Genomic DNA, 23,171 nt, shown 5'->3' with positions numbered 1-23,171 from the left:
ATTTGTTTAATTTCTTGTAAAGGCCCAATGGCGCAATTGATGCGTTAGTACCTGGCTTTCCATGCCGGCGTTTATTTTAAGTTGTGCCTTAGCCTGACCCAATACGGCAAATACAAGTGTAGGAGGCATGGTATGCAGGCTTATTTTTTTTGTTTTCCATAATTGATACAGTTGTAATAATTTATCTGGTTGTCTTTCTGTTACAGCAAAGAGCTGCATCAGTGTTTGGCCCTGCATTTCCTTTGTTGAATGAGCCATTACAATTTCAATAAAGGGCTCAAGCTCATGCTCTATAGCATCCAGTATTTGCTGCGATTCGGCGTCTAAACCATCCCTTGGGTAAAAAGCATTCCACATGTGCCATAACCTGTCCCATTGCGAATGCGGGTATAACCTTTTGCCAAACCAACAGCTGATCTGCACCCTTAAGTAGGGGGCAGGGTGCGGGTCATTCATATCCAGCCTGAACTGGAAATATCTGGGTAGCGTTACCACACCCATCAAACCCATGGTTGCCGATACCCCAAGGTGGCCCAGTGCCCATACATCGCTGATGATTTCTGATATACAGCGATTAAAGTATTGCCAAGCTTTAACATTCCGGCCTTCTTCTATTTTTCTGGCCAGTACGGCTGAGATAGATGGTACCAGATTAAGCAATGATGCCACCTGGTGCCCCACCTCATGAATAAGTGAGGATGCGATACCGCTGCCTACCAATCTTTCACGCGGAACCTGTATGATGGCAACCGGATTTTCATCGCCTCCGGGTAACCGGGTTCTTGCTCGTCTGATGGCGGCACCATGGCCACGGTCAAGGTAAACCATTAACTCAGGTATGTCAGTAAATGGCTTTACGGCTTGCAACCCATCTTCGGCCAATACATCAAGTCCGGCAAGCCAGATACCGGTATCGTTCTCTGCTCTTTGTGATAACACATCGGCAAAAATGTCGAGCTGATCCAGTATATCATTAAAGCGAAGCTTTAGTATGGTAAACGTGGCTTGCAATGGCTTTTCATCGGCCCCAAGGTTCTGGAATTTTTTTATCCTGTCAATGAACTTGTAAATGTTTTTTCGGAGCGCGGCCTTTTCATTCTCCAACAGATCAACAATTTCTTTAAATGCGCGGACAGATACCGAAGCTCCCTTAACCATGGGCATAGTCATGGAAAAGGGCTGTACCTGGTTTAGCCTCGTTAATAAAGAATCTGCCTCATTTTTAAGGTATTCAAATGAATATTGCATAACAGCCTCACCCACTTTTTAATAAGCATTTTCTATAATGATCTTATTATCTCTTCTGTGCCAATGGCCATGCGAACCTGCAACTCCATGATGATGGTGGTGATGTTTTTTTACCAATAAACCCGGTGCGTTGTGCATTGCAGATTGTATCAGGGCATTTTTAGCATCCTGATGAGGGTCGCCTGTGCTTGGGCTTTCAGTCAATTCTTTAGCGGCATCCATACCGAGCCTTATAATTGCCCTGGCAACTTCAAATTCCTGGTCTTCATTGCTCAGGCCTTCTAACTCCAATTCAAACATGCCCGAAGCAGCACTGCCAATTTTCTGTCCAACCATTCCACCTAAGGGGCCGCCAAAAAATGAACCGGCGGCAGCGCCTGCAACCGGTAGGGCCGCCTTAACTACACCTTTAAGCAGCTTTGAAAGCCCACCTCCAGCACCTCCTAACAGGCCGCCCAGAAAATGGTCTAACTCCATTTCATTATTGGTTTCCAATAGTTGTGAGGCAAGTTCCATCTCGTTCAGTTCATTACCGCCGTTATAATTCATCATTTCGTCTTCCATCTCATACTCGAAATTCTCCATTTCATAGTTTTCCATTTCATTACCTCCAGAAGGTTGCTGACCAACTGCACCACTGCTATCCATAGGTGCACCGCTTATCGGACTGCCTGCCGGCGGCTGCGGGCCGCCGCTTTGAGGCGAGTTGCCGGCAAATGTTTGTTGTAGCGCCTGAACATTAGCATTAGTGGCGGCCACTTGTTGCGACAGGTTTTTTATGGTATCAAAAATATAGGAGGGAACATCACCGCCTGAACTTGCCTGCGGCGCATAACCCGAAGTAGTGCTTTGACCGATTGATTGATCTACACTGCTCATTGCCGGATTATTATATCCTATACCCCAATAGCTCCCAGGCGCTTGCCTGTACCTGTTATACCATGGGTAATTTCTGTAACCACTATAGTAATTTCGGTAAACCGGCGAACGGCGATATGCGGACGGCCGATAAAAAGAACCTGAATATGCCGACCGTACCGGGGTACTAAAGCTCCGGTACGATCTTGGCGCATTGTAAGCCCGGGCCGGGGCCTGATTATATCCCGTTCTGTGATCACGAACTACAGATCTGTTTTGCCGGGGAAACTCATCTTCAAATTCATTTGAGTATTCATAGTTTTGCTCCATTTCTAATTCCGGATTTAACTCATACTCATTATTGAATTCATATTCAGAATTTTCAAATTCAAATTCTTCTTCCTGTTGTGGGTTGAATTCATAATTTGATTCATAACCTGGCCGCGAATATTCATCATGATTATACATAAGCTTTTATTTTAATGGTTGGATATGATACATCATATTCCAAAGTAGTGCCATTATTTAAAAGTCTGAATATCAATATTTTGCAATATTTTATAATGAAAAATATTTCGTTATTGAACTTAAATAAATAAGTGAGCGAAAAAAAAATCGTGAGTGATTGTCAGAAGATGTGTATAATATTATCCACCAAGAGTGGATAATATCCTATTTATAATTCGGGAAAAATAATTAATTTAGCTTTAATATGTTGAAAGGCCCTTTTCGGAATGTTTTCTGTATTGATGACAATGAAACAGATCGTTTCATTGCCGAAACGTATGTGAAAAATCTTTTCGTAAACCCGGAGGTTACATTATTTGCAAATGCTAAAGAAGCGATAGATAAGTTAATAAGTCTAAAACCTTCAAACGATAGTCCCGATTATATTCTATTAGATTTGAATATGCCTCATATGGATGGATGGGACTTTTTAGATGAAATTTACAGGAGACGGATAGACGTATGGTGCTCATCAAGCATATACATCTTAAGCTCATCTGTTTGTTATGATGATGTGATCAAATCCAGATCATATCCTATTGTGAAAGGTTTTATCACTAAACCTCTTAATCAACATAAATTCAGAGAATCTTTACTAAGCGTGTACAGGTTATCGGCACCTGATTAATTTACTCCAAATATCCAATCATACGCCAGATGGCATTCCGCTCTGATGTTCATCGGTAATTCAGAATTTTCCGGTATTTTGAATATCACAGTTGTTTCGCCATCCGTGTAATGCAAGGCAATATGATTGATGATCAAATCATGCTCCTGGGTTTGGTTTATGCCATGGCGCGAATTAAACCAATACCAGTGCTCTTCTTCTATCTCCTGCAGCATGGCAAAAAAGATATTCAATTGAGAGATGAAATAATTGTCGTTGGGTTTCATTTTTCGACTTATAACGTATTGACTATCAGTAGTCAACAATCAGGCCAGTAGATGGAACTTAAAAACTTTGTGTAATTAGCGTGAAATATTGACGCTGCCTTGTAAAAATAATATGGCATCAACCCTGTTTATGGTATAACAGAGGTACAATATGGTCAATATTAATATACAACCGGGCAGAAAAGTGTTCAGCGCAATAAGTTCTCGCACAAACCATAAAAAGTATGCTCCATAAGATCTTATCGATAAGTTATATTTGATAAGCTATTAAAAATGTCAGCTCAAAAAATCATAAAAAGAGAATTAGAGGTTGCATTCTCCAGGAAAGCGCAGCCCATTTGGATGCGGATCTTAAAATATGTTTTGCTGGGTGCTGTGGTGTATTTTTTTTGGGAAAGCAGTTTACTCTGGATCATTTTAACAGTATTGTTTATTGGCGCCTTGGCCACTCATTTTTGGGTCAGATATAAAACCCGCGGCTGGACACAAAGCTATGGCTTATGGAATTACGATAAACATAAGCCTGATACAGATAATAATCTTGAGGAAGAGAAATAATTGCTCCGTAAATATGTCGTTAAGCCTTCCCGGTTAAACTATAGCGATTCAATGTCAGTGAAATTTGATCAAAAACTGCATAAAAAATATCAAATTCTCTATTTCGCCCCATAATAAATCAGGATACATTTGATTACTCACCTAAGGTGAATACCAATTATTTTAATAAGTATTAAACCGAACCTGATTTATGAGAAGAAAATTTTCCATCATTATTGTAGTGGGGGTACTGAGTATTTGCGTTTGCAAGGCGCAAAATCCAACATTATCAGTTAACTGGAATGAAACGGTAATGGTTTCCAAATCAACCCCAACTTTGCAGGTGGTAGGCAATCCAATGCTGCGACGGAAAGCTGCTATGCATGATAATTCTTTCAATGCGCTGCGCAACCTCAATGCTGATTATGTACGGTACGTTCCGTGGTTTCCTTATCCTAAACTGGCGGTTGCCGAACTCAAGCAACCGGATGGTAAGAAGACTTACTGGGATTTTAGTTTAATAGATCCGATGACCATCGATTTTTTGGAAGCTACCAATGGGCATTCTATTATTATGAATTTTAGTACTATACCACAGTGGATGTTTAAAACTGATAAACCGGTTAACTATCCTGACGATGCAAATGAAGTAAGCTGGGGTTATGGCGGAGGTACCCAACTACGCGACTCAACTTTGAAGGAACTAACTGATTATTATGTAAGATTGATCAGCTGGTATACTAAGGGAGGTTTTATAGATGAACTGGGGAAATATCATCAGTCAGGCTATCATTATAATATACCTTACTGGGAAATATTGAATGAGCCAGATCTGGAGCATAACATGTCGCCGCAAACCTATACTAAAATTTATGATGCCATGGTTGGCGCAATAAGAACTGTGCTGCCTCAGGCCAAGTTTGTTGGGCTTGCACTGGCCTATGAAAAACCGGAGTGGTTTGAGTACTTCCTGAATCCATCAAATCATAAGCCGGGTATACCAATTGATATGATATCATACCATTGCTATGCAAATGCCAACACTAACCAAAAGTTTGATGCTTATGAATATACTGTGTTTGATAAGGCAGAGAATTTTGTAAATACGGTTAGTTATATAGAAAATATCCGTAAAAGGTTATCTCCTCATACCCAAACAGATATTAATGAGCTTGGTACTTTTGTGAGCGATGAAATGCGCAAGCAATCCATAGCCCCGGCTTATTGGAACCTTTCGGCAAGTGTATACGCTTACTTCTTTATAGAACTGACCCGGGCTGGGATCGAGGTGATCGGCGAATCGCAATTGGTAGGTTTCCCAACTCAATTTCCTGATGTAAGTATGGTGAATTATGAAAATAATAAACCTAATGCACGCTTTTGGGTATTAAAACTTATAAAGGATAATATAAAAGCAGGCAGTACATTAGTTAAATCAACTGTTGATGAAAATAACGGCGGCGATATTGTTGCCCAGGGATTTACAGACCAAAGCAGCCAGAAAGTTTTGATATTAAACAAGCGCAACAAAGCAATATCAATAAAGTTACCCATAGAATTTAAAGGTGCAAAAGTAAATACCATCGATGAAACTTCAGGCGATGCCGCTGCAATTGAATCGGAACTAAGCGGTGAAACTGTTGAAATGAAACCGTTTGCAGTTAAATTGATAGTATTGTCTAAATAATTAAAGATAACTGGGGTAGCCTCATCATGTATAAATTTTTTATATCCATTCTTTTGATCTGTTGCGGTTTTGGCGAAGTCCGGGCTCAGGTAAGTGAGCTTAAGGCTGGCTTTCTTCATCCGCCCAGTAGTGCCAGGCCGGGTGTTTACTGGTATTTTATGGATGGAAATATGTCTGCCCGGTCTATCACTGCAGATCTGGAAGCAATGAAAAAGGCCGGTATAGGAAATGTTATATTTTTAGAAGTAAATGTAGGCATTCCCCGGGGAGCTGTTGATTTTTTAAGCCCTGAATGGCAGGATATGTTTGTTCATGCCGTTAAGGAGGCCAGGCGTTTGGGTATTGAAATAACATTAGGTATAGGCCCCGGTTGGACAGGTAGCGGAGGCCCATGGGTACCTGTATCGCAATCAATGCAACACCTGGTTAGTAGTAGTATAAATGTAACCGGAGGTACAAAACAAGTGATTACACTGCCTGTACCAACTCCAAAAACTCCTTATTTTGGCGAAGGCGCGTTTACTCCTGAGTTGAAAAAACAGTGGAATGATTTTTATGAAGATGTGGCCGTATTAGCTTACCCTGAACCATCAGTAACCTCGTCCAAAATCGCAGATATTGATGAAAAGGCATTGTATTACCGTGCGCCTTATTCATCAGTACCGGGAGTAAAGCAGTATTTGCCTAATTTGACTAACTACACCGAACCGGTGAAAAAAGCGGTAATTGAAAAGTGCTCCATTATTGACCTAACCGGTAAACTACAGGCCAATGGGACACTCAGTTGGAAAGTGCCAAAAGGCAACTGGACAATTATGCGTTTTGGTAAACGCAATAATGGGGCAATCACCCGCCCGGCACCTGTGCCCGGTTTAGGTTTTGAAGCAGATAAACTTGATACCACTGCTATAAGTGCTCACCTTGATAATTATGTAGGGAAGCTTTTGCTCAAAACAGGTAAGCCCAGTAATACTGATACAGGAGGCTTAAAATACTTGCATATGGATAGCTGGGAAATGGGCTCACAGAATTGGACATCGCGCTTTCGTGAAGAGTTTACCAAACGCCGGGGGTATGATCCATTACCATATTACCCTGTATATGCAGGAAACATAGTAGAAAGCAACGAAATAAGCGAACGTTTTTTATGGGATTTGCGGCAAACAGCTCAGGAACTGGTACTTGAAAATCATGCAGAGTTTGTAAAGCAATACGCCCATAAATTGGGTTTGCAACTTTCAATTGAGCCCTATGATATGAATCCCACAGCCGATCTGGAATTAGGTTCGGTAGCCGATGTACCCATGGCTGAGTTCTGGAGTAAAGGGCTGGGTTTTAATTCATCCTTCAGCGTGGTAGAATCCACATCAATTGGGCATGTAAATGGTAAGTCGTTGATACCTGCCGAAGCTTTTACATCACAAAATAATGAGGGTTGGAAACAATACCCGGGCTCTATGAAAAACCAGGGCGATTGGGCTTTTGCAAGCGGCATAAATCGTTTTGTTTATCACACGTTTCAAAATCAATTCCTGGCCGACTCCTTAAGGCCCGGCGCAACTATGGGTCCCTATGGCGTACATTGGGACAGAAATCAAACCTGGTGGCCGATGGTTAACGGGTATCATGATTATATTTCGCGCTGCCAGTATATTTTGCAACAGGGCCGTTCAGTAGCAGATGTTTTGTACTTAACGCCCGAAGGATCTCCGCATGTTTTCAGACCGCCATCATCTGCAATGGATGGTGATGTGGTATTGCCCGATAGAAAAGGTTATAATTTTGATGGCTGCTCGCCCGGACAGTTATACAAAGCCAGTGTAAAGGATGGCATGATCGTATTTCCCGGAGGCGCTAATTACAAGCTATTGGTACTGCCTGCTGTAAAAACGATGACTCCCGCATTACTTCAAAAGATAGTTTCACTGGTAAGTGATGGGGCTGTTGTTGTGGGCTCGCCGCCGCTAAAATCGCCGTCATTGTCAGGTTATCCTTTTTGTGATGCCCAATTGGACGAATTAGCTATAACATTATGGGGTACTCTTGAAATACCCGATCAACAAACGGAGCATGGTTACGGGAAAGGTAAAGTGATATGGGGAGGAGATTTGGATAAAAAGATCAATGATCTATATCCCGAGTATGAACTTACTGCTCAAAATACTGGATTCTATGCATATAGCACAGGATTTTTCAGCAAATGGTCAGTTAAGATATACTCATCGGGTTACCAACGATGCAGACATTTATTTTGTCTCCAATAAAACCGATCAAACTGTAACAACGGATGCTTTATTCAGAACTACAAATGGAGCACCGCAATTATGGGATGCTATTAACGGACAAATAAGACAATTACCCGAATATGCGGTAAAAGGACAGCTTACCTCGGTTCCCTTAAAGCTGGAGGCTTATCAAAGTTATTTCATAGTTTTTACCAAAACTGATACAACTGCTTTGGCAAGCGTTAGCAACTTCGTAACAGATAATACATTAAAAACACTTACAGGAACATGGCAGGTTAATTTCGATCCGAAGTGGGGTGGGCCCAAAAGTATCAGGTTTAATACACTTGCCGATTGGACCTTGAGCCAGGTAGAAGGTGTAAAGTATTATTCGGGTACAGCGGTTTATCATAAAAAGTTTGACCTGCCTAAAGGTGTTGTATCTCAAAAAACAAAAAAACTATTCCTTAATCTGGGCGAGGTTAACAATATGGCCAGGGTAAAATTAAATGGGAAGGATCTCGGTGTAATATGGACAGGCCCATGGCGGGTAGAAATAACAGGCTCAGTTTTGCGACATAATAAGCTTGAAGTAGAGGTGGTTAATTTATGGCCAAACCGATTGATAGGTGATGAAAAGTTCCTTGATGATGGCATAAAAAATGGTGAATGGCCAGAGTGGATAAAGAACGGTTTACCCCGAACAAATGGCAGATATACATTTTCAACCTACAAGTTCTATTCAAAGGATTCACCTTTGTTAAAATCAGGATTGCTGGGGCCGGTTATCATACAGCAAAGCAGTTTTTAATGTGCAAGATTAGTATATCACCTGTAGCATGTGAATTTACTATTCATGTGTAACAAAGCTGTTATTGTTGTTAGTAAGAGATACTTTGGGTTTTGGTGATTCCTGCTGAAGTAAAGGGAATTCTACGAAAAAGCTCATTCCGGTATTGGCGTGACAGTTAAACCAAATTCTGCCTCCCAGGGCCTCGGTAAATTGCTTACATAATACCAGCCCTAAGCCAACTCCTTTTTCGTTTCCGGTACCTATTGTAGATTCTGCGTTTAAATTGAAAATTTGATCTGATAGTTTAGCGGGTAGTCCGTTCCCGCTGTCTTTAACCGTTATTAAACAACTATTGCCTAATGTGCTTGAGGTGACTGTTATTTTTCCGCCGTGCGCCGTGAATTTGATAGCATTATTGACCAGGTTCCTGATGATCAGTTGAACCATGTCTCCATTGGAGTAAATTTTTGACAAAGGATCTATTTCCACTTGAAGTGTGATCCTTTTACGTTGGGCTATAGGTTGAAAGATAAGTAAGTGCGAAGAGAGTAGTTCAGATACATCAACAATTTTTCTGTTAAATTTTATTCCATCCATCTGGTTCTTTGACCATGAAAGTACGTTATTCAGCAAGTCTAATGTTCCTCTTGTAGAAAGCAATAACTGATCCTCTATCTCCGCTCTCTCAGCAGTGTTTAAATCAATTTGCGAAAGCAGTTCAAGGTAATTCTGGATATTTGAAAGAGGAGCCCTCAGATCATGGGAGATGATTGACAATAATTTATTGTTTTCATCATTAAGCACCTTCATTTCTGCAGTCTTTTCTTCGGTCAGTTTTTTTTCTATTTCGTAATTCCTTCTGATCACATAAAAGGTGAATAAAATAACAGCTACAACAGTAATATAGGCCGAGCTAAAATCAATATAACGATCAAGCTTCCTGATATACGTAAATGAAACCCATAACCCATGCTGGTATTGAATATAGTGCAGTGTTAAAAGGATCAGGATATTGCAGGTTACGGCTATCCAATACCGTTTAACAGGTACAACTGCAACCATGATAACCATCACCAGAACAAAGAAAAGATCGGTTGGGCCATCAATCCCGGAATTTAAAAAATAGTTTGCCGTAAATAAAAGAAGGCTCGTCGAACAAAAAATAAAAACTGCCGGGCCTGTGTAACCCTTAATTCTGGAAGCAAGATAAACTGCTGTAACCAATAATAACGATCCTGCACTTATAATGGCAACTATAGGTAGTCCTACAAAAAAATTTAACGGAATATTATAAACAAGGGCAATAATGCATATTAAACAAATAGAGTGAAATATGCGGGTAGTGAGCGGTAAATACTGCTCACTACCAACCAGGCGGCACCATACGTTCGTGATCTTATTAAAAATTGTCAATGCCTGATTATATAATTTTAGATCAATAAGTAGTCACTATCAAGAATCTAAGACCGTACTTTCAGGATATAGGACTTGGTAGATTTGGAATTTATACGAAATTACAACTATTATGTTTAATGTAAGTTGAAAAGAAATTATAGTTTTAAAAGAACACCTGATATAAAATGCTCCTGACGTAGGGGTAAATCGGATCAATGCTGTATTCAGATAAATATTCAATCAATAAACACAGATGAAAAGGATTTTATTAATAACAGTTATTATTTTAATGATCGCGAGGAGTAAATCGGGTGCTCAAACCAACCAGCCTTGCAATTTCCCGAATGAGCAAAGTGCTTTTAGTAAAAGAGATACGCTGGAAAAGCTATCAAAGCAATACACCCAAATGGGTATTCCCGGATTAGTTTTAGCCGTTTATTCACCCGGTTATGGTTACTGGGGTACCGCAAGCGGGTTTTCTGAAACAGAAACACATACACCTATGCAACTTTGCATGTTACAATATCTGCAAAGTGTATCCAAAACCTATCTGGCCACCGTTATTTTGAAATTGTACGAAGAAGGTAAGATTGATCTTGATGCGGCTATTACTAAATACCTTCCTCAGCAATATAGCAGCTATATTGATAAGGCATCTACCATGACCGTAAGAAATTTGCTCAATCATACATCGGGTATGCCTGATTACCTTGAAAACCCAAAGTATGTATCCTATGCACTGGCACATCCGGATCATATTTTTACCAGCGATGAATTTTTAAGTTACATTAAAGGCGAACCCCAACAGTTTAAACCCGGAAGCAAGTTTCAATATTCAAATACCAACTACCATGTTTTGGCACTCATAGTAGATGTTATAGCTGGCAGTCATGATCAATTGATAAGGCAGAAAATATTAATGCCCCTGGGGTTAAGCCACACTTTTTACCGTGATATTAAAGGAAGAGCAGACTTGGTGAAAAACTATATTGACCTATCGGGTACAGGTGTTGTTCAAAATGTAACACAGTTACAGCAATCAAGTATTATGAGTGCAAAAGGTGATGATGGTATTGTTGCCACTCCGTTAGATGCTATTAATTTTTTAAGGGGATTAATGGAAGGCAAGCTTTTATCAAAAGCATCTTTAAATGAAATGACCAAATGGGTAAATGATGACACGGGTAAACCGGTATATGGCATGGGGCTGTATCATGTTACTTACAGTAATGTTGATGGCGTTGGTCATGGAGGCGCCGGTGCAGGTGCCGGTTGTGCTTTATATTATTTTCCATCTAAAAATGTATATGTGTTTTTGGCTACCAATATTGGCAAATTGGTAGAAGGGCCTATTGTACGTAAGGTAAACGAGTTGAAAATTAAAGTGCTCGAAATCATATTAAAAGATTGATTACAGAGGAGAAATTAAATTAATGTCAACTAACGGAAAGGGCTTTCGAGAAATTTCAATAGTCCTATGAGCAGGAGTTTTAAATCCTGCTCGTGAATTTTTTTTCGAAAAATAACTTCAATCATGTAACGGTCTTAATAAAATTGGTGTCTTATCACCATGAAATTACTTTACCTGTTTTTTTTAACCTTATTTACACTATCAACATTCAACCTTGCTCAGGCGCAAACAAAAAACGGAAAAATTTCAGGAACTGTTGTGGATGATGCCAGGAAACCGCTCGATGGAGCAACCGTAATTCTGCTTACCGCAAAAGATTCGGTAGTTGTGGGTACCAAATTGGCTAACCCTGACGGCAGTTTTGCCTTTCAAAATTTAAAGGATAATACTTATATCATTAAAGCTACTTTTATAGGCTATAAAAACTTCCGAAGCGAACCTATAGTTATGAGCCAGGAAAAGTCAATTAGCATACCGGCATTTATTTTATCACTGGCAGGCAAAAAGCTAAATGAAGTAGCGGTGACTGCCAAGAAAAGTTATGTACAGCAAAAAATTGATCGTACGGTAGTTAATGTTGGCGCGCTGATTTCCAATACCGGCGCCAACGCTTTAGAGGTACTGTCAAAAACTCCGGGTGTTCAGATAGATGCTGATGGTAATATCACCTTTAAGGGAAAAAGCGGAGTGTTGGTAATGATAGATGATAAACCAACCTATCTTTCGGCTTCAAACCTGGTAAGTTACCTGCGTTCATTACCATCATCGTCGTTAGATCAGATAGAACTTATGGATAATCCTCCGGCCAAATATGATGCTGCCGGCAATGCGGGAGTGATCAATATCAAAACCAAAAAGAATACGACTAAGGGTTTTAATGCAGTGATATCGGCAAACCTGGCCCAGGGTTTTTATGGGCGTACAGATGAAAGCATCAACTTTAATTACCGGGTAGATAAGGTTAACTTTTTTGCAAATGTTGCTTATAACAAACAGAAAACTTTCAGAAGGCTTGAAATTGACCGGAACTATTTTGATACAGAAGGCGAGCCTACATCATCTTTAAAAGATATATCTTATTTCAGGCCATCAAGTAACAATACCAACATTAAGGCAGGTCTGGATTATTTTGTATCTCCAAAAACAACTTGGGGCGTAGTGTTTACCGGGACAATCTCACATGATCATGATAGCAGTCCGGTATACAGTTTGTTATTTGGCAAAGGCGGTGAAATGGATTCAACTATAAATACACTGAATACATCAACAAATAAGTTTGACAGCAAGGGCGTTAACATAAATTATACTCACAAGTTTGACAGTACAGGCAGAACATTTACGTTTGATTTGGATTACATCCGTGATGTGGCAGGCAGTAATCAGCTGTTTGTAAACAATACCTTTTTGCCCGATGGTACCTTAACAAATTCATCAACGCTCACTGATAATTTGCCATCCTATATTAATATTTACTCGGCCAAAGCAGATTATACCCATCCGCTTAAAGGTAAGGCAAAGTTTGAGGCAGGTGTTAAAAGCAGTTACGTAAATACAGATAACGCCGCTAATTATTTTAACGTGATTGATAATGTAAGCACAGTTGATTATAACAATACTAACCGGTTTTTATATAAGGAGAATATAAATGCCGCATATGTTAATTATAATAAAAACTTCGGCCGGTTTTCTTTACAAACAGGTTTAAGGTTAGAGAATACAAATGGTTCAGGGCATCAGCTCGGCAATGCTCAAAAGGCCGATTCATCTTTTGTAAAACACTATACCAATCTCTTCCCAACAGCTTATTTTTCTTATAATCTGGACACAGCAGGGCATAACGTGTTGGTACTTTCTTATGGCCGCAGAATTGGACGACCAAACTACGGGAGTTTAAATCCCTTTACATTTTTTGTAGATAAGTTCACTTATTTTTCGGGTAACCCATTCCTAAAGCCTCAGTTTACAGATAACTATAAGCTGGCCTACAACTATAAAAGTCTGTTCACTTTAGCGCTTGCTTGTAATTACACTGCCGATGTTCAGACCGAAACCATTCATAAGGATGGTAATGTATTTGTAAGCACCACCGGTAATATAGGGCAACAAAAAACATGGGATTTTTCAGTGAATACCAATTTGCAACCTGCCAAATGGTGGACAGTTAATTTATATGCCGAGGTTTATAATAATACTTATGAGGGCGAATTCTATACCGGCTACCTGCATCAATCAAAATATACATTCAGTACCAACGGTAACAATCAGTTCACTTTATCAAAAACATGGAGCGCTGAGCTAAGCGGTTTTTATAATACCAGCGGTACTTACGGTCAGTTTGTTTCCATACCTACGGGTATGCTTAATGCTGCTGTTCAGAAAAAGATATTGAACAACAAGGCATCGATCAAATTCAATGTGAGGGATGTTTTTAAATCTTTCAGTCCAAGTGGTACTATAACCAATATTGTGGGCGCTACAGCAACCTATCATAACTTTGTAGATACTCAAGTAGCAACCCTCACTTTTACCTATAGTTTTGGAAAGCTAACCAATGTGCCATCTAAACGTGATACAGGCGGAGCCGACAGCGAGCAGGGTAGGGCGCATTAATTAAAACTATGTTATTACTGTTACCCATAGATACTGAGTAAGGGCCTTTACACAATAGATGTTCAACTAAGCCATTTCGACTAATATCAAGGCAGTTTAGCCTACTTCAGGGTTTGATTAGGCACTAAATTCGTCTAATAAATCAACAGATGAAATGTTGCTGATTTAAATGAGTTGTACAGGCTTTGATCAAAGTTAATTTAAAAACTATCTTTCTTCGGGAGCATAAATAAACAACTCGCTATGTAGATGTTTTTTTATGAAAAGTACGAAATCTATTATCCCGTTGACTGATGTTGTGTTGATTGGTGCAGGTGTAATGAGTGCCACTTTAGGCACAATGCTCAAAATTCTGGAACCTGGTTTTAAGATAGAGATTTTTGAACGGCTTGGTGAGGTAGGTGCGGAAAGCTCAGTCGCCATGAATAATGCGGGCACTGGGCATTCAGGCTTTTGTGAACTTAACTACACGCCTCAACAAACAGATGGCTCCGTAGAAATTAAAAAAGCGCTTAAAATTGCCGAACAGTTTGAGGTTTCAAAACAATTCTGGTCGTTCCTGGTGGAAAGTAAATTGATTCAAGGTCCCGGGGAATTTATAAGGAAGGTTCCGCATATGAGTTTTGTTTGGGGAGCAAACAATGTAAACTTCCTGAAGGCTCGTTATAATGCATTAAGTAAGCATCACTTTTTTAGTGAAATGCAATACTCGGAAGACCATACTATTTTGCAGCAATGGATACCACTGATCATGAATGGCAGTGGTAAACACGATCAGGTTGCCGCTACCAGGATGGATTTGGGAACAGATATCAATTTCGGGGCGCTTACCAATAGTTTGATCAAGTATTTAACCAGCCAAAAAGAGGTTAAGTTAAGTTTGAATACCGAGGTAATAAAAATTGAAAGGCTTGATGCCAATTGGCTCATTACTATTAAAAATATCAGGACCGGAGCTAAAAGATCAGTTTTAAGCAAGTTTGTTTTTATAGGGGCAGGCGGTGGCTCTTTGCCGTTGTTGCAAAAGTCGGGCATCCCAGAAAGCAAGGGGTTTGGAGGTTTTCCGGTAAGTGGAGAATGGTTGGTTTGCAATAATCCGGAAGTGATAGCGCAGCATACGGTTAAGGTATACGGAAAGGCCGAAATAGGATCGCCACCAATGTCTGTGCCTCATCTGGATAGCCGGCTTATTGATGGTCAGCGACAATTGTTATTTGGGCCGTATGCAGGTTTCTCCACTAAATTTTTGAAAAAGGGCTCATTTATGGATTTATTTAAATCGATAAAATGGAGCAATATATATCCATTGATCAGGGTAGGGCTGGATAATATTCCTCTTACAAAATACCTTATTGATCAGGTCAGGCAATCTCCAGACGATCGTCTTGCTGCTTTGAAAAAATATTATCCCGAGGCGAAACTAAGCGATTGGAAACGTGAAGTTGCTGGTCAGCGTGTTCAGGTGATTAAAAAGCATCCTGAACATGGTGGTGTTTTGGAATTTGGTACGGAAGTAGTCGTCTCCCACGATGGCAGTATTGCAGCCTTGTTAGGTGCTTCCCCAGGTGCATCAACCTCTGTTTCAATTATGCTTGAACTTATTGAAAGATGTTTTGGTGCTCAGGTTCAAAGTGATGAATGGCAAACGAAACTGAGACATATGATACAATCATATGGGAAAAATCTCGATCAGGACGCGGAATTAGCCAGTCACATAAGAACCTATACTACCATCATGTTAGGAATAGGTTAGCGCAAAAATCCAGTGTAACGTGATAAGGATAGGTAAGCCATTGAAAAAATGATAAATAATACCACAGAAAACATGATTAAAACAATAGCCGATTAAGCTTTTATATCTTATTTGCCAGGAGCGATTTTCTGCAAAATCAAAAATCAGGTACAAGGCAGAAAACGATACTCCTGGCAAATCATCATTCTAATGCCCAGGTATAATTATGCCGCCGCTATGTGTTGAAAATAAAAATTAGATAAAATGACAACTAAAATCATAACAAAATTTACCATAGGAACTGAACAGGGTATCAGTACCTTGTTGTTCCTCACCGGTGCAGTAGCAAGAGAAAAATTTGCAGGGAAGGTTTCTGACCAGGAACTGGAAGATTATATCACCGCAAACTTCAATAAAGAAGCTTTAACGGTCGAGATCAACAGTATGTCTAATCAATTCTTGATCGTTTACGCTGATGATGAACCTGTTGGTTATGCCAGAGTAACATCTAAAGGCCCCCGCCCGGAAATTTTTGATGGTAAAACCTTAGCAAAAATTGCCGACTTTGGTATTTTAGCTCAATACAATGATCCTTTGATCTGTAAATCATTATTTGAAAAATGCCTTTCCATATCAACCATGCAGCAAGTAATCTGGATAGGTGAGTTTGAAGGCAATCCTTATATAGATTTTTTTGAGAGCTACGGATTTAGACAAAATACCGATGTCGTGGCATCACACGAATTATCACTTCCGCCTGTTTTTCTGGTTAAAGAGAAAAGCTGAGTTGAGGCAACCTTTGTGATTTTACGCCTCGTGATATCCTCACATTAAGCGTATAAATATTTCCTTTAAACGATCTGTGTTTATATGGATAACGTGTTGATTTATATGATTATTGCGCTATAAAAAATATAGTTCAAAAACGATCCGTCGAATGGTTTTACCTTATATTTTTGGTTTTGTACATCTTAAAAAAAGCCAAAATATGATACCTGAAAACAAGCTAAACTCAGTAGTTAATAATGTGTATGCCGTTGATTTTTACAGTATTGATAAACCACTGCTGGCGGCTGTGGGGGGTAAAGCAGCTAATTTGACAGAATTGTCCCGAATAAATGAGATACAGGTGCCTGAAGGCTTTTGCGTTACTACCGAGGTATATAAAAAAATTACTGAACATAACCAGGAGTTGCATGATTTGCTGGATAAATTAGCAGGATTAAAGGCGGAAGATCGGACTGAAATTAGTAAAATAAGTGCGAGGATCCGGACAATCATAGAAAACACCCCGATTGCTGAAGATATAGCAGAAGTAATTAGGGAACATCTCACAAACTTTGGCGAGAAGGATGCTTTCGCTGTACGTTCAAGTGCTACAGCAGAAGACCTGCCGACCGCATCTTTTGCAGGGCAACAGGATACATATTTAAACATTATAGGCAGCGAAGCTGTTCTGAAACATATCAGTAAATGCTGGGCTTCATTATTTACTGACAGGGCAGTAATTTATCGCCTTCAAAATGGTTTTGATCATCGGAAAGTACACCTGGCTGTAATTGTGCAGAAAATGATCTTCTCTCAGGTATCTGGGATTTTATTCACTGCCGATCCGCTAACATCAAACAGAAAAGTTTTAACTATTGATGCTGGCTACGGCCTTGGTGAGGCTATGGTTTCAGGTTTAGTAAATGCTGATAATTATAAGGTTAGCAAAGGAGCGATTATCGATAAAACTATCTCCACCAAAGAAATGGGCATTTATAGCCTGAACGATGGCGGTACAAAGGAAGAGAAGATCGGGATTGAATTACAGAACAGGCAAGTACTTACAGATGAACAGATTTTACAGCTTGAACGCATCGGCAGAAAGATCGAAGAACATTTTGGCAAGCCTCAGGACATAGAGTGGTGCTTTGCAGATGATGCGTTCTATATTGTACAGAGCAGACCCATTACCACCTTGTTCCCTGTACCTGAAGCTAATGACAAGGAAAATCATGTTTATATATCTGTTGGTCATCAGCAAATGATGACTGACCCGATGAAGCCATTAGGGTTGTCTTTGTGGCAGTTAAGGGCCGGTAGACCTATGTTTAAGGCTGCCGGACGATTATTTGTTGATGTGGCGGATAGCTTGGCTACAACCTCCGGTACGGAAAATTTAATAGATGCCATGGGCCAGCATGATCCGCTTATAAAAGACGCGCTTTTGACCATTGTTAAACGGGGAGATTTTATCAGGTCATTACCAAATGATGGAAAAGCTCCCGTGATCGTTAAAAGTAGTAAGGGTATGTCATCTGCGGATATTTTGGCGCAAATAGGGAACGACCCGAAAATTGTTTTCGATCTCATCAAAAATGATGAAATATCGATACAAACATTAAAACAAAACATCCAATCGAAAACAGGGCTTGAGCTGTTCGATTTTATTCTGGAAGATATCCAACAATCAAAGAAGATGATCTTTCATACACAGCACATGGGTGTAATTGTGGCAGCAATGAACGCCGCATCGTGGCTCAATGAAAAGATGAATAAATGGTTAGGTGAAAAAAACGTTTCTGATGTGCTTTCACAATCTGTGTCAAACAATATCACTTCAGAGATGGGTTTGGCATTATTAGATGTTGCAGATGTAATTCGTCCACATGCATCTATTATAAAATATTTGCAGGAGGTAAAATCGGATAACTTTTTGGAGGAAATTGTAATGCTGAATGGTGGACAGGAAGTCCGGGATGCTATAAATGCCTTTCTCAATAAATATGGTATGCGCTGTGCCGGGGAAATAGATATTACCAAAACACGCTGGCGCGAAAATCCTCAAATACTTTTCCCCATCATATTAAATAACATCAAAAACTTTGAACCCGGGGCAGCTAAGCGGCTTTTTGAACAAGGATTGCAAGAAGCTATGAAGAAAGAACGAAGCTTATTAGATCAATTAGAGCAATTGCCTGATGGTGAACAAAGGGCCAAGGAAACAAAAACAATGATTGATTTGATCCGGAGTTTTGTGGGTTATCGTGAATACCCGAAATATGGAATAGTTAACCGCTTTTTTATTTATAAGCAGGCTTTGTTGAAAGAAGTTGAAAAACTTTTGCAGGCCAACATTATTCATGAAAAGGAAGACGCTTACTATCTTACTTTTCAAGAACTTCAGGAAACAGTACTCACTGGCAAGTTAGATTATCAACTCATTGCTCAACGAAAAGATGAACACAGATTAAATAAAAAACTGAACCCGCCACGTGTTATCACATCTGATGGCGAAATCATTACAGGCAAGTACAAAAGAGAGAATCTTCCGGTTGATGCTATCGTTGGGTTGCCTGTTTCCTCAGGAATAATTGAGGGACGTGCGCGTGTTATTTTAAATATGGAGGAGGCCGACCTGGAAGATGGGGATATATTAGTAACCTCCTTTACCGACCCGAGCTGGACTCCATTATTTGTATCCATAAAAGGCCTGATCACCGAAGTTGGAGGCCTCATGACACACGGCGCAGTCATAGCACGCGAATACGGCTTACCGGCAATTGTAGGAGTAGAACAAGCCACCCGGCTCATTAAAGATGGGCAAAGGATCAGGCTTAATGGAACAGATGGATTTGTAGTAATACTATAGAATCATATGTTAAGCGGGAAATAAAGGTTAAATAGCGGGTTGAAAAGCAACTTCTGTTTTTTTGAAATCTGAAAAATTAATACCCGTGGTATTTTTGAAAAATTTGCTGAAATGAGCCATATCGCAAAAACCTAAATCATAAGCTATTTTTTTCATGCAGTTATCTGGATGGGCCGCCTGGTGTTTGGCCTCCATAGCCACCCGTTGCCTGATGTGGTTACCTGCCGATTGGCCGGTTATTTTTTTAACAACCTCATTTAAATAATTAGGTGTAACGGCCAGTTGATCTGCATAGTCGGCTACCATTTTGTGCGATCGGAAGTTTTTATTCAGCAGTGTTAAAAAGCTTTGAACTATTTCCTGATTGCGCGAGGGTTTGCTTACCTGAGCGGCTACGTTAAACTGGCGTGATAGATAAATAAGGAAGATTTTAAAAAAACGCTTTAATACCTCAGCACGATGCATATTATGATTTTTGTACTCCTTAAACATAATTTCGGTAATATCTAACAGGTCTTGCTCAGTTTCCGGGTCAATGTTTATCTCTTTTAAACAACTAAAAATCTGTGGCAAAAAGCGATAGCCTGATCCCGGATCATAATCTTTTCCTAAAAATGAATCGGTAAAGCATATGATATATCCCTGCATGTTTCCACCAAATCTTAACTCGTTAAGTGAATCTGGCTTTACAGAAAGGAGGGTAGTATCTTTAAAGTACTGTTTTTGATTATTAACAAGGTAGTAACCATTGCCACGTGTTATCCAAAACAAAGCATACTGATTAGCATGCAACGACATAGTTGTTTCAAAACAACTACCTTCAAACATTTCTACTTTACGAATATTAAAGAGTGTATCGGTATTCAGGTTGCCAAAATTTGATGCCTGATTGTTTTCAATTTTTTTCATATAGCTACTTTGTTTAGGGGCTCCAATGCGGCTAATGTTAAACTAATTTCGTGCCTTGTTTGTAATTGATTGATTTACAGATAATTGATTGTTTTTGATGTTTATGAATTAACGATATATCAGGATTTTATATTGCGGAGTGCGAAATATCGTACCTTTATTCGGCTACTTAATTTAATAGCTGAAATGAACCTGATCGCTAAAGTCAATAAGATAATGCCATGCAAAATCAAGTAGATAAGGATAGCTTTTTACAAGATATTACAAATATCATGGTATCTGCCAAAAGTAAGGAAGATCTGGTAAGTGTTTTCATAGCGCAAATTGAAAAGCTATATGAGTCAACCTGTTGGCAGGAAAAGGAAAATGCTTTCCTGTTAGCATTCAGTAATGATATAGCCAGGGTACGGGGCCGTGCCGATTTGATGAAAGCGATCAATACCCGGTTAAAAAGCGTGCTGTACTGTACTCATTGCGGAATAGCGATCACCGAGGCAAGTACCGGAAATATAAGTATGTTTTTGATTGATCCCGATTCAAAAGCTGCAAAGGATGATGATTTTATAGCATCTTTTAAAAATTTCAGCTTCAAAAAACACGAAAAAAATATAATAAGAACGGCTTTAGAATCTGATGCCCCATTAGTATTTGACCTTGAAGCTGAGGATACGGAGAACCAGCTACCCGTATTTCTGAAAAAGAATTTATTGCTGGGTATTAAAGAAATGCTGTCTATTACACTTAACATCGGCGACGACTTCACGGGGCTGTTTTGTTTATTTTCGGATATTAAGGGAAGTTTAAACGCCCCCGCTTTAGATATTGTTAAAGGTGTGGGCAGCCAAATATCCATTGCCGTAGCTAACATTTTGGCTAATGAGCAGATGCTGGAAAGCGAGAATGGAAAATCATTTCTGCTTTCGGTAAGTAATGATATCACTTCTTGCCGCAATAAGAACGAGTTTCTTGATATTGTGCATAATAAGCTGGGCAAGTTGTTTGCCTACAGGGAAATTGTTATTTCATTTATAAATGATGACAAAAAAACGCACAGCGCGTATCTCCATAATTTATCTGATAAAACTAAAAATCATGAGGATTACGAAAAACGAACAACAGAAAAATATCCAATAGAGGATGGTATTTATGAACAGGTATTAAGTTCTAAAGTACCATTAATTATGGATCTGGATGAGTTAATGAAAAGGGAGTTTGTACCTCCTTACATCACTTTCTTTTACGAAAATGGAGCCCGTGAAATGCTTGCTATCGCTTTGCGTGAAAAAAATGATGCTATTGGTGCAGTATTCATCTGGCTTCCCGAAAAAAATACCTTTAATAATTTTCAGCTTAATATGGCTTTAGGTGTTTGTTCGCAAATTTCAATTGGAGTATCAAACATAAGGGCTTATGAAAAGATACAAAATCAGCTTGAGGAAATAGATCATTATAAATCAAGGCTTGAAGAAGAGAAACGTTACCTGCAGCAGCAGATTGAAACAAGCTATAATGGCCAGATCATTGGCGCAGAAGAAGGTCTTGGAGAGGTGCTTTATATGGTATCAAAGGTAGCTGTTACCGATAGTACCGTTTTAATTTTAGGCGAAACGGGTACAGGTAAAGAGTTAATTGCCAGGCAGGTTCATAATTTATCGCCACGGCGGGAAAAATTAATGATCAAAGTAAATTGTGCGGCCCTGCCTGCAAATTTAATTGAAAGCGAACTGTTTGGACATGAAAAGGGGAGCTTTACAGGTGCCACAGAACGCCGCCTGGGTAAATTTGAACTTGCTAATAAAGGGACTCTCTTTTTGGATGAATTGGGTGAACTACCCCTTGAACTGCAGGTGAAATTGTTACGAGCCATTCAGGAAAAAGAAATAGAACGTGTAGGGGGAAAGGAAGTAATTAAAGTTGATGTTAGGATAATTGCGGCCACCAACCGCAACCTGGAAAAAGAAGTTGATCAAGGTCAGTTTCGCAGTGATCTGTATTACAGGCTTAATGTTTTCCCGATCATATTACCGGCTTTACGGGATCGTCCAAATGACATAGTTATCCTTGCCAATTACTTTGCTGATAAATTTTCACGCAAGTTTGGTAAAAGGATAAACCGTATTGATGACCAGGTTATCCAGACCATGAGAAGCTATCATTGGCCGGGTAATGTTCGTGAACTGGAACATGTAATGGAAAGAAGTGTGCTGATGTCATCAACAGAAACATTAAAGGACATTTTTATTCCTAAAAGCGCTGCTCAGCATCAGTCGACTGTTACCACAACGGCCCAAATAAAATCACTCATGGAAAGTGAACGCGACTACATTATTGCAGTACTAAAAAAGACAGGTGGTCGTATAAAAGGACAAGGCGGGGCAGCAGAAATTCTGGGTATACCAGCAACCACATTAAATTCGAGGATGAAAAAGATGGGCATAAAAAAATAAGTTAATTTTTTATATAAGCCTGTTTTAAATATGAAAATACCTGATCAATATATATAATTTGTACAACAAAATCCTTAAACAATACATAGTATAGCATTTATTTGTAAAGTAATTTTATTGAGTAATTAGATATAATATGTTAAGGGTTGTATTATAATATATTGAATGTATTTAATAAATTAACTGTATCGACTTAAGGAACTTAACTCGTGAAAATGATAAGCATGTTTTTTAAAAGGGTGTTTGCTCTGGCATTAAGCTTGCCCATTGTTAAAACTCAA

Annotated in this window: 16 protein-coding genes; 11 read left to right on the top strand and 5 right to left on the bottom strand. The window is 39.4% G+C overall.

Annotation, left to right across the window (positions count from 1 at the left end; translation table 11 throughout):
• Window positions 1-6: 6 nt before the first annotated feature.
• Both QWZ01_RS09630 and QWZ01_RS09625 read right to left on the bottom strand, forming a co-directional pair.
• Window positions 7-1,248, bottom strand: coding sequence for a hypothetical protein (locus QWZ01_RS09630; protein WP_290323099.1), 1,242 nt, complete (start codon window positions 1,246-1,248; stop codon window positions 7-9).
• Between the two features lie 18 nt (window positions 1,249-1,266).
• Entirely contained in the window at window positions 1,267-2,574 is a 1,308-nt protein-coding gene (locus QWZ01_RS09625) for a hypothetical protein (RefSeq protein WP_290323098.1), read from the bottom strand.
• 244 nt (window positions 2,575-2,818) lie between these two features.
• On the opposite strand from QWZ01_RS09625, the gene QWZ01_RS09620 reads away from it, so the two are divergent.
• The gene (locus QWZ01_RS09620; protein WP_290323097.1) at window positions 2,819-3,241 is read left to right on the top strand and encodes a response regulator; all 423 of its coding nucleotides are present in this window, start codon (window positions 2,819-2,821) and stop codon (window positions 3,239-3,241) included.
• Here the strand turns inward: QWZ01_RS09620 and QWZ01_RS09615 are convergent.
• The gene (locus tag QWZ01_RS09615) at window positions 3,238-3,507 is read right to left on the bottom strand and encodes a hypothetical protein (RefSeq protein ID WP_290323096.1); all 270 of its coding nucleotides are present in this window, start codon (window positions 3,505-3,507) and stop codon (window positions 3,238-3,240) included. The genes QWZ01_RS09620 and QWZ01_RS09615 overlap by 4 nt on opposite strands.
• A gap of 273 nt (window positions 3,508-3,780) precedes the next feature.
• Here QWZ01_RS09615 and QWZ01_RS09610 point away from each other — a divergent pair, with 273 nt between their 5' ends.
• From QWZ01_RS09610 to QWZ01_RS09595, 4 genes are all read left to right on the top strand, one after another.
• The gene (locus QWZ01_RS09610) at window positions 3,781-4,065 is read left to right on the top strand and encodes a hypothetical protein (protein WP_290323095.1); all 285 of its coding nucleotides are present in this window, start codon (window positions 3,781-3,783) and stop codon (window positions 4,063-4,065) included.
• Window positions 4,066-4,255: 190 nt separating this feature from the next.
• Window positions 4,256-5,731: a GH39 family glycosyl hydrolase gene (locus QWZ01_RS09605; protein ID WP_290323094.1), complete on the top strand. Its 1,476-nt coding sequence runs from the start codon at window positions 4,256-4,258 to the stop codon at window positions 5,729-5,731.
• A 26-nt stretch (window positions 5,732-5,757) separates the two neighbouring features.
• Entirely contained in the window at window positions 5,758-7,995 is a 2,238-nt protein-coding gene (locus QWZ01_RS09600; protein ID WP_290323093.1) for a glycosyl hydrolase, read from the top strand.
• A complete protein-coding gene (locus QWZ01_RS09595; protein ID WP_290323092.1) occupies window positions 7,904-8,767 on the top strand; it encodes a glycosylhydrolase-like jelly roll fold domain-containing protein in 864 nt (287 codons plus the stop codon). Before QWZ01_RS09600 ends, QWZ01_RS09595 begins: the two co-directional genes overlap by 92 nt.
• 39 nt (window positions 8,768-8,806) lie before the next feature.
• Here QWZ01_RS09595 and QWZ01_RS09590 read toward each other — a convergent pair whose 3' ends face one another.
• Window positions 8,807-10,162: a sensor histidine kinase gene (locus tag QWZ01_RS09590; protein ID WP_290323091.1), complete on the bottom strand. Its 1,356-nt coding sequence runs from the start codon at window positions 10,160-10,162 to the stop codon at window positions 8,807-8,809.
• A gap of 235 nt (window positions 10,163-10,397) precedes the next feature.
• Here QWZ01_RS09590 and QWZ01_RS09585 point away from each other — a divergent pair, with 235 nt between their 5' ends.
• The 5 genes from QWZ01_RS09585 to ppsA all read left to right on the top strand — a co-directional run bounded on the left by QWZ01_RS09585 (window position 10,398) and on the right by ppsA (window position 19,534).
• Window positions 10,398-11,555: a serine hydrolase domain-containing protein gene (locus QWZ01_RS09585; RefSeq protein WP_290323090.1), complete on the top strand. Its 1,158-nt coding sequence runs from the start codon at window positions 10,398-10,400 to the stop codon at window positions 11,553-11,555.
• 159 nt (window positions 11,556-11,714) lie between these two features.
• Window positions 11,715-14,165: a TonB-dependent receptor gene (locus tag QWZ01_RS09580; protein WP_290323089.1), complete on the top strand. Its 2,451-nt coding sequence runs from the start codon at window positions 11,715-11,717 to the stop codon at window positions 14,163-14,165.
• Window positions 14,166-14,424: 259 nt separating this feature from the next.
• Complete coding sequence (mqo, locus tag QWZ01_RS09575; protein ID WP_290323088.1) at window positions 14,425-15,918, top strand: malate dehydrogenase (quinone); 1,494 nt, start codon at window positions 14,425-14,427, stop codon at window positions 15,916-15,918.
• 243 nt (window positions 15,919-16,161) lie between these two features.
• Complete coding sequence (locus QWZ01_RS09570) at window positions 16,162-16,683, top strand: GNAT family protein (protein ID WP_290323087.1); 522 nt, start codon at window positions 16,162-16,164, stop codon at window positions 16,681-16,683.
• A gap of 202 nt (window positions 16,684-16,885) precedes the next feature.
• A complete protein-coding gene (ppsA, locus tag QWZ01_RS09565; protein WP_290323086.1) occupies window positions 16,886-19,534 on the top strand; it encodes a phosphoenolpyruvate synthase in 2,649 nt (882 codons plus the stop codon).
• A 27-nt stretch (window positions 19,535-19,561) separates the two neighbouring features.
• Here ppsA and QWZ01_RS09560 read toward each other — a convergent pair whose 3' ends face one another.
• Entirely contained in the window at window positions 19,562-20,443 is an 882-nt protein-coding gene (locus tag QWZ01_RS09560; RefSeq protein ID WP_290323085.1) for a helix-turn-helix domain-containing protein, read from the bottom strand.
• Window positions 20,444-20,664: 221 nt separating this feature from the next.
• Between QWZ01_RS09560 and QWZ01_RS09555 the strand changes: the two genes are divergently transcribed.
• Window positions 20,665-22,890: a sigma 54-interacting transcriptional regulator gene (locus tag QWZ01_RS09555; RefSeq protein ID WP_290323084.1), complete on the top strand. Its 2,226-nt coding sequence runs from the start codon at window positions 20,665-20,667 to the stop codon at window positions 22,888-22,890.
• Window positions 22,891-23,171 lie beyond the last annotated feature (281 nt).

Origin of the sequence: Mucilaginibacter aquaedulcis, assembly GCF_030409325.1 — a bacterium.
Classification (GTDB): domain Bacteria; phylum Bacteroidota; class Bacteroidia; order Sphingobacteriales; family Sphingobacteriaceae; genus Mucilaginibacter; species Mucilaginibacter aquaedulcis.
The sequence above is the reverse complement of the archived record's forward strand: the minus strand, read 5'-3'. Positions and strand labels throughout refer to the sequence as shown.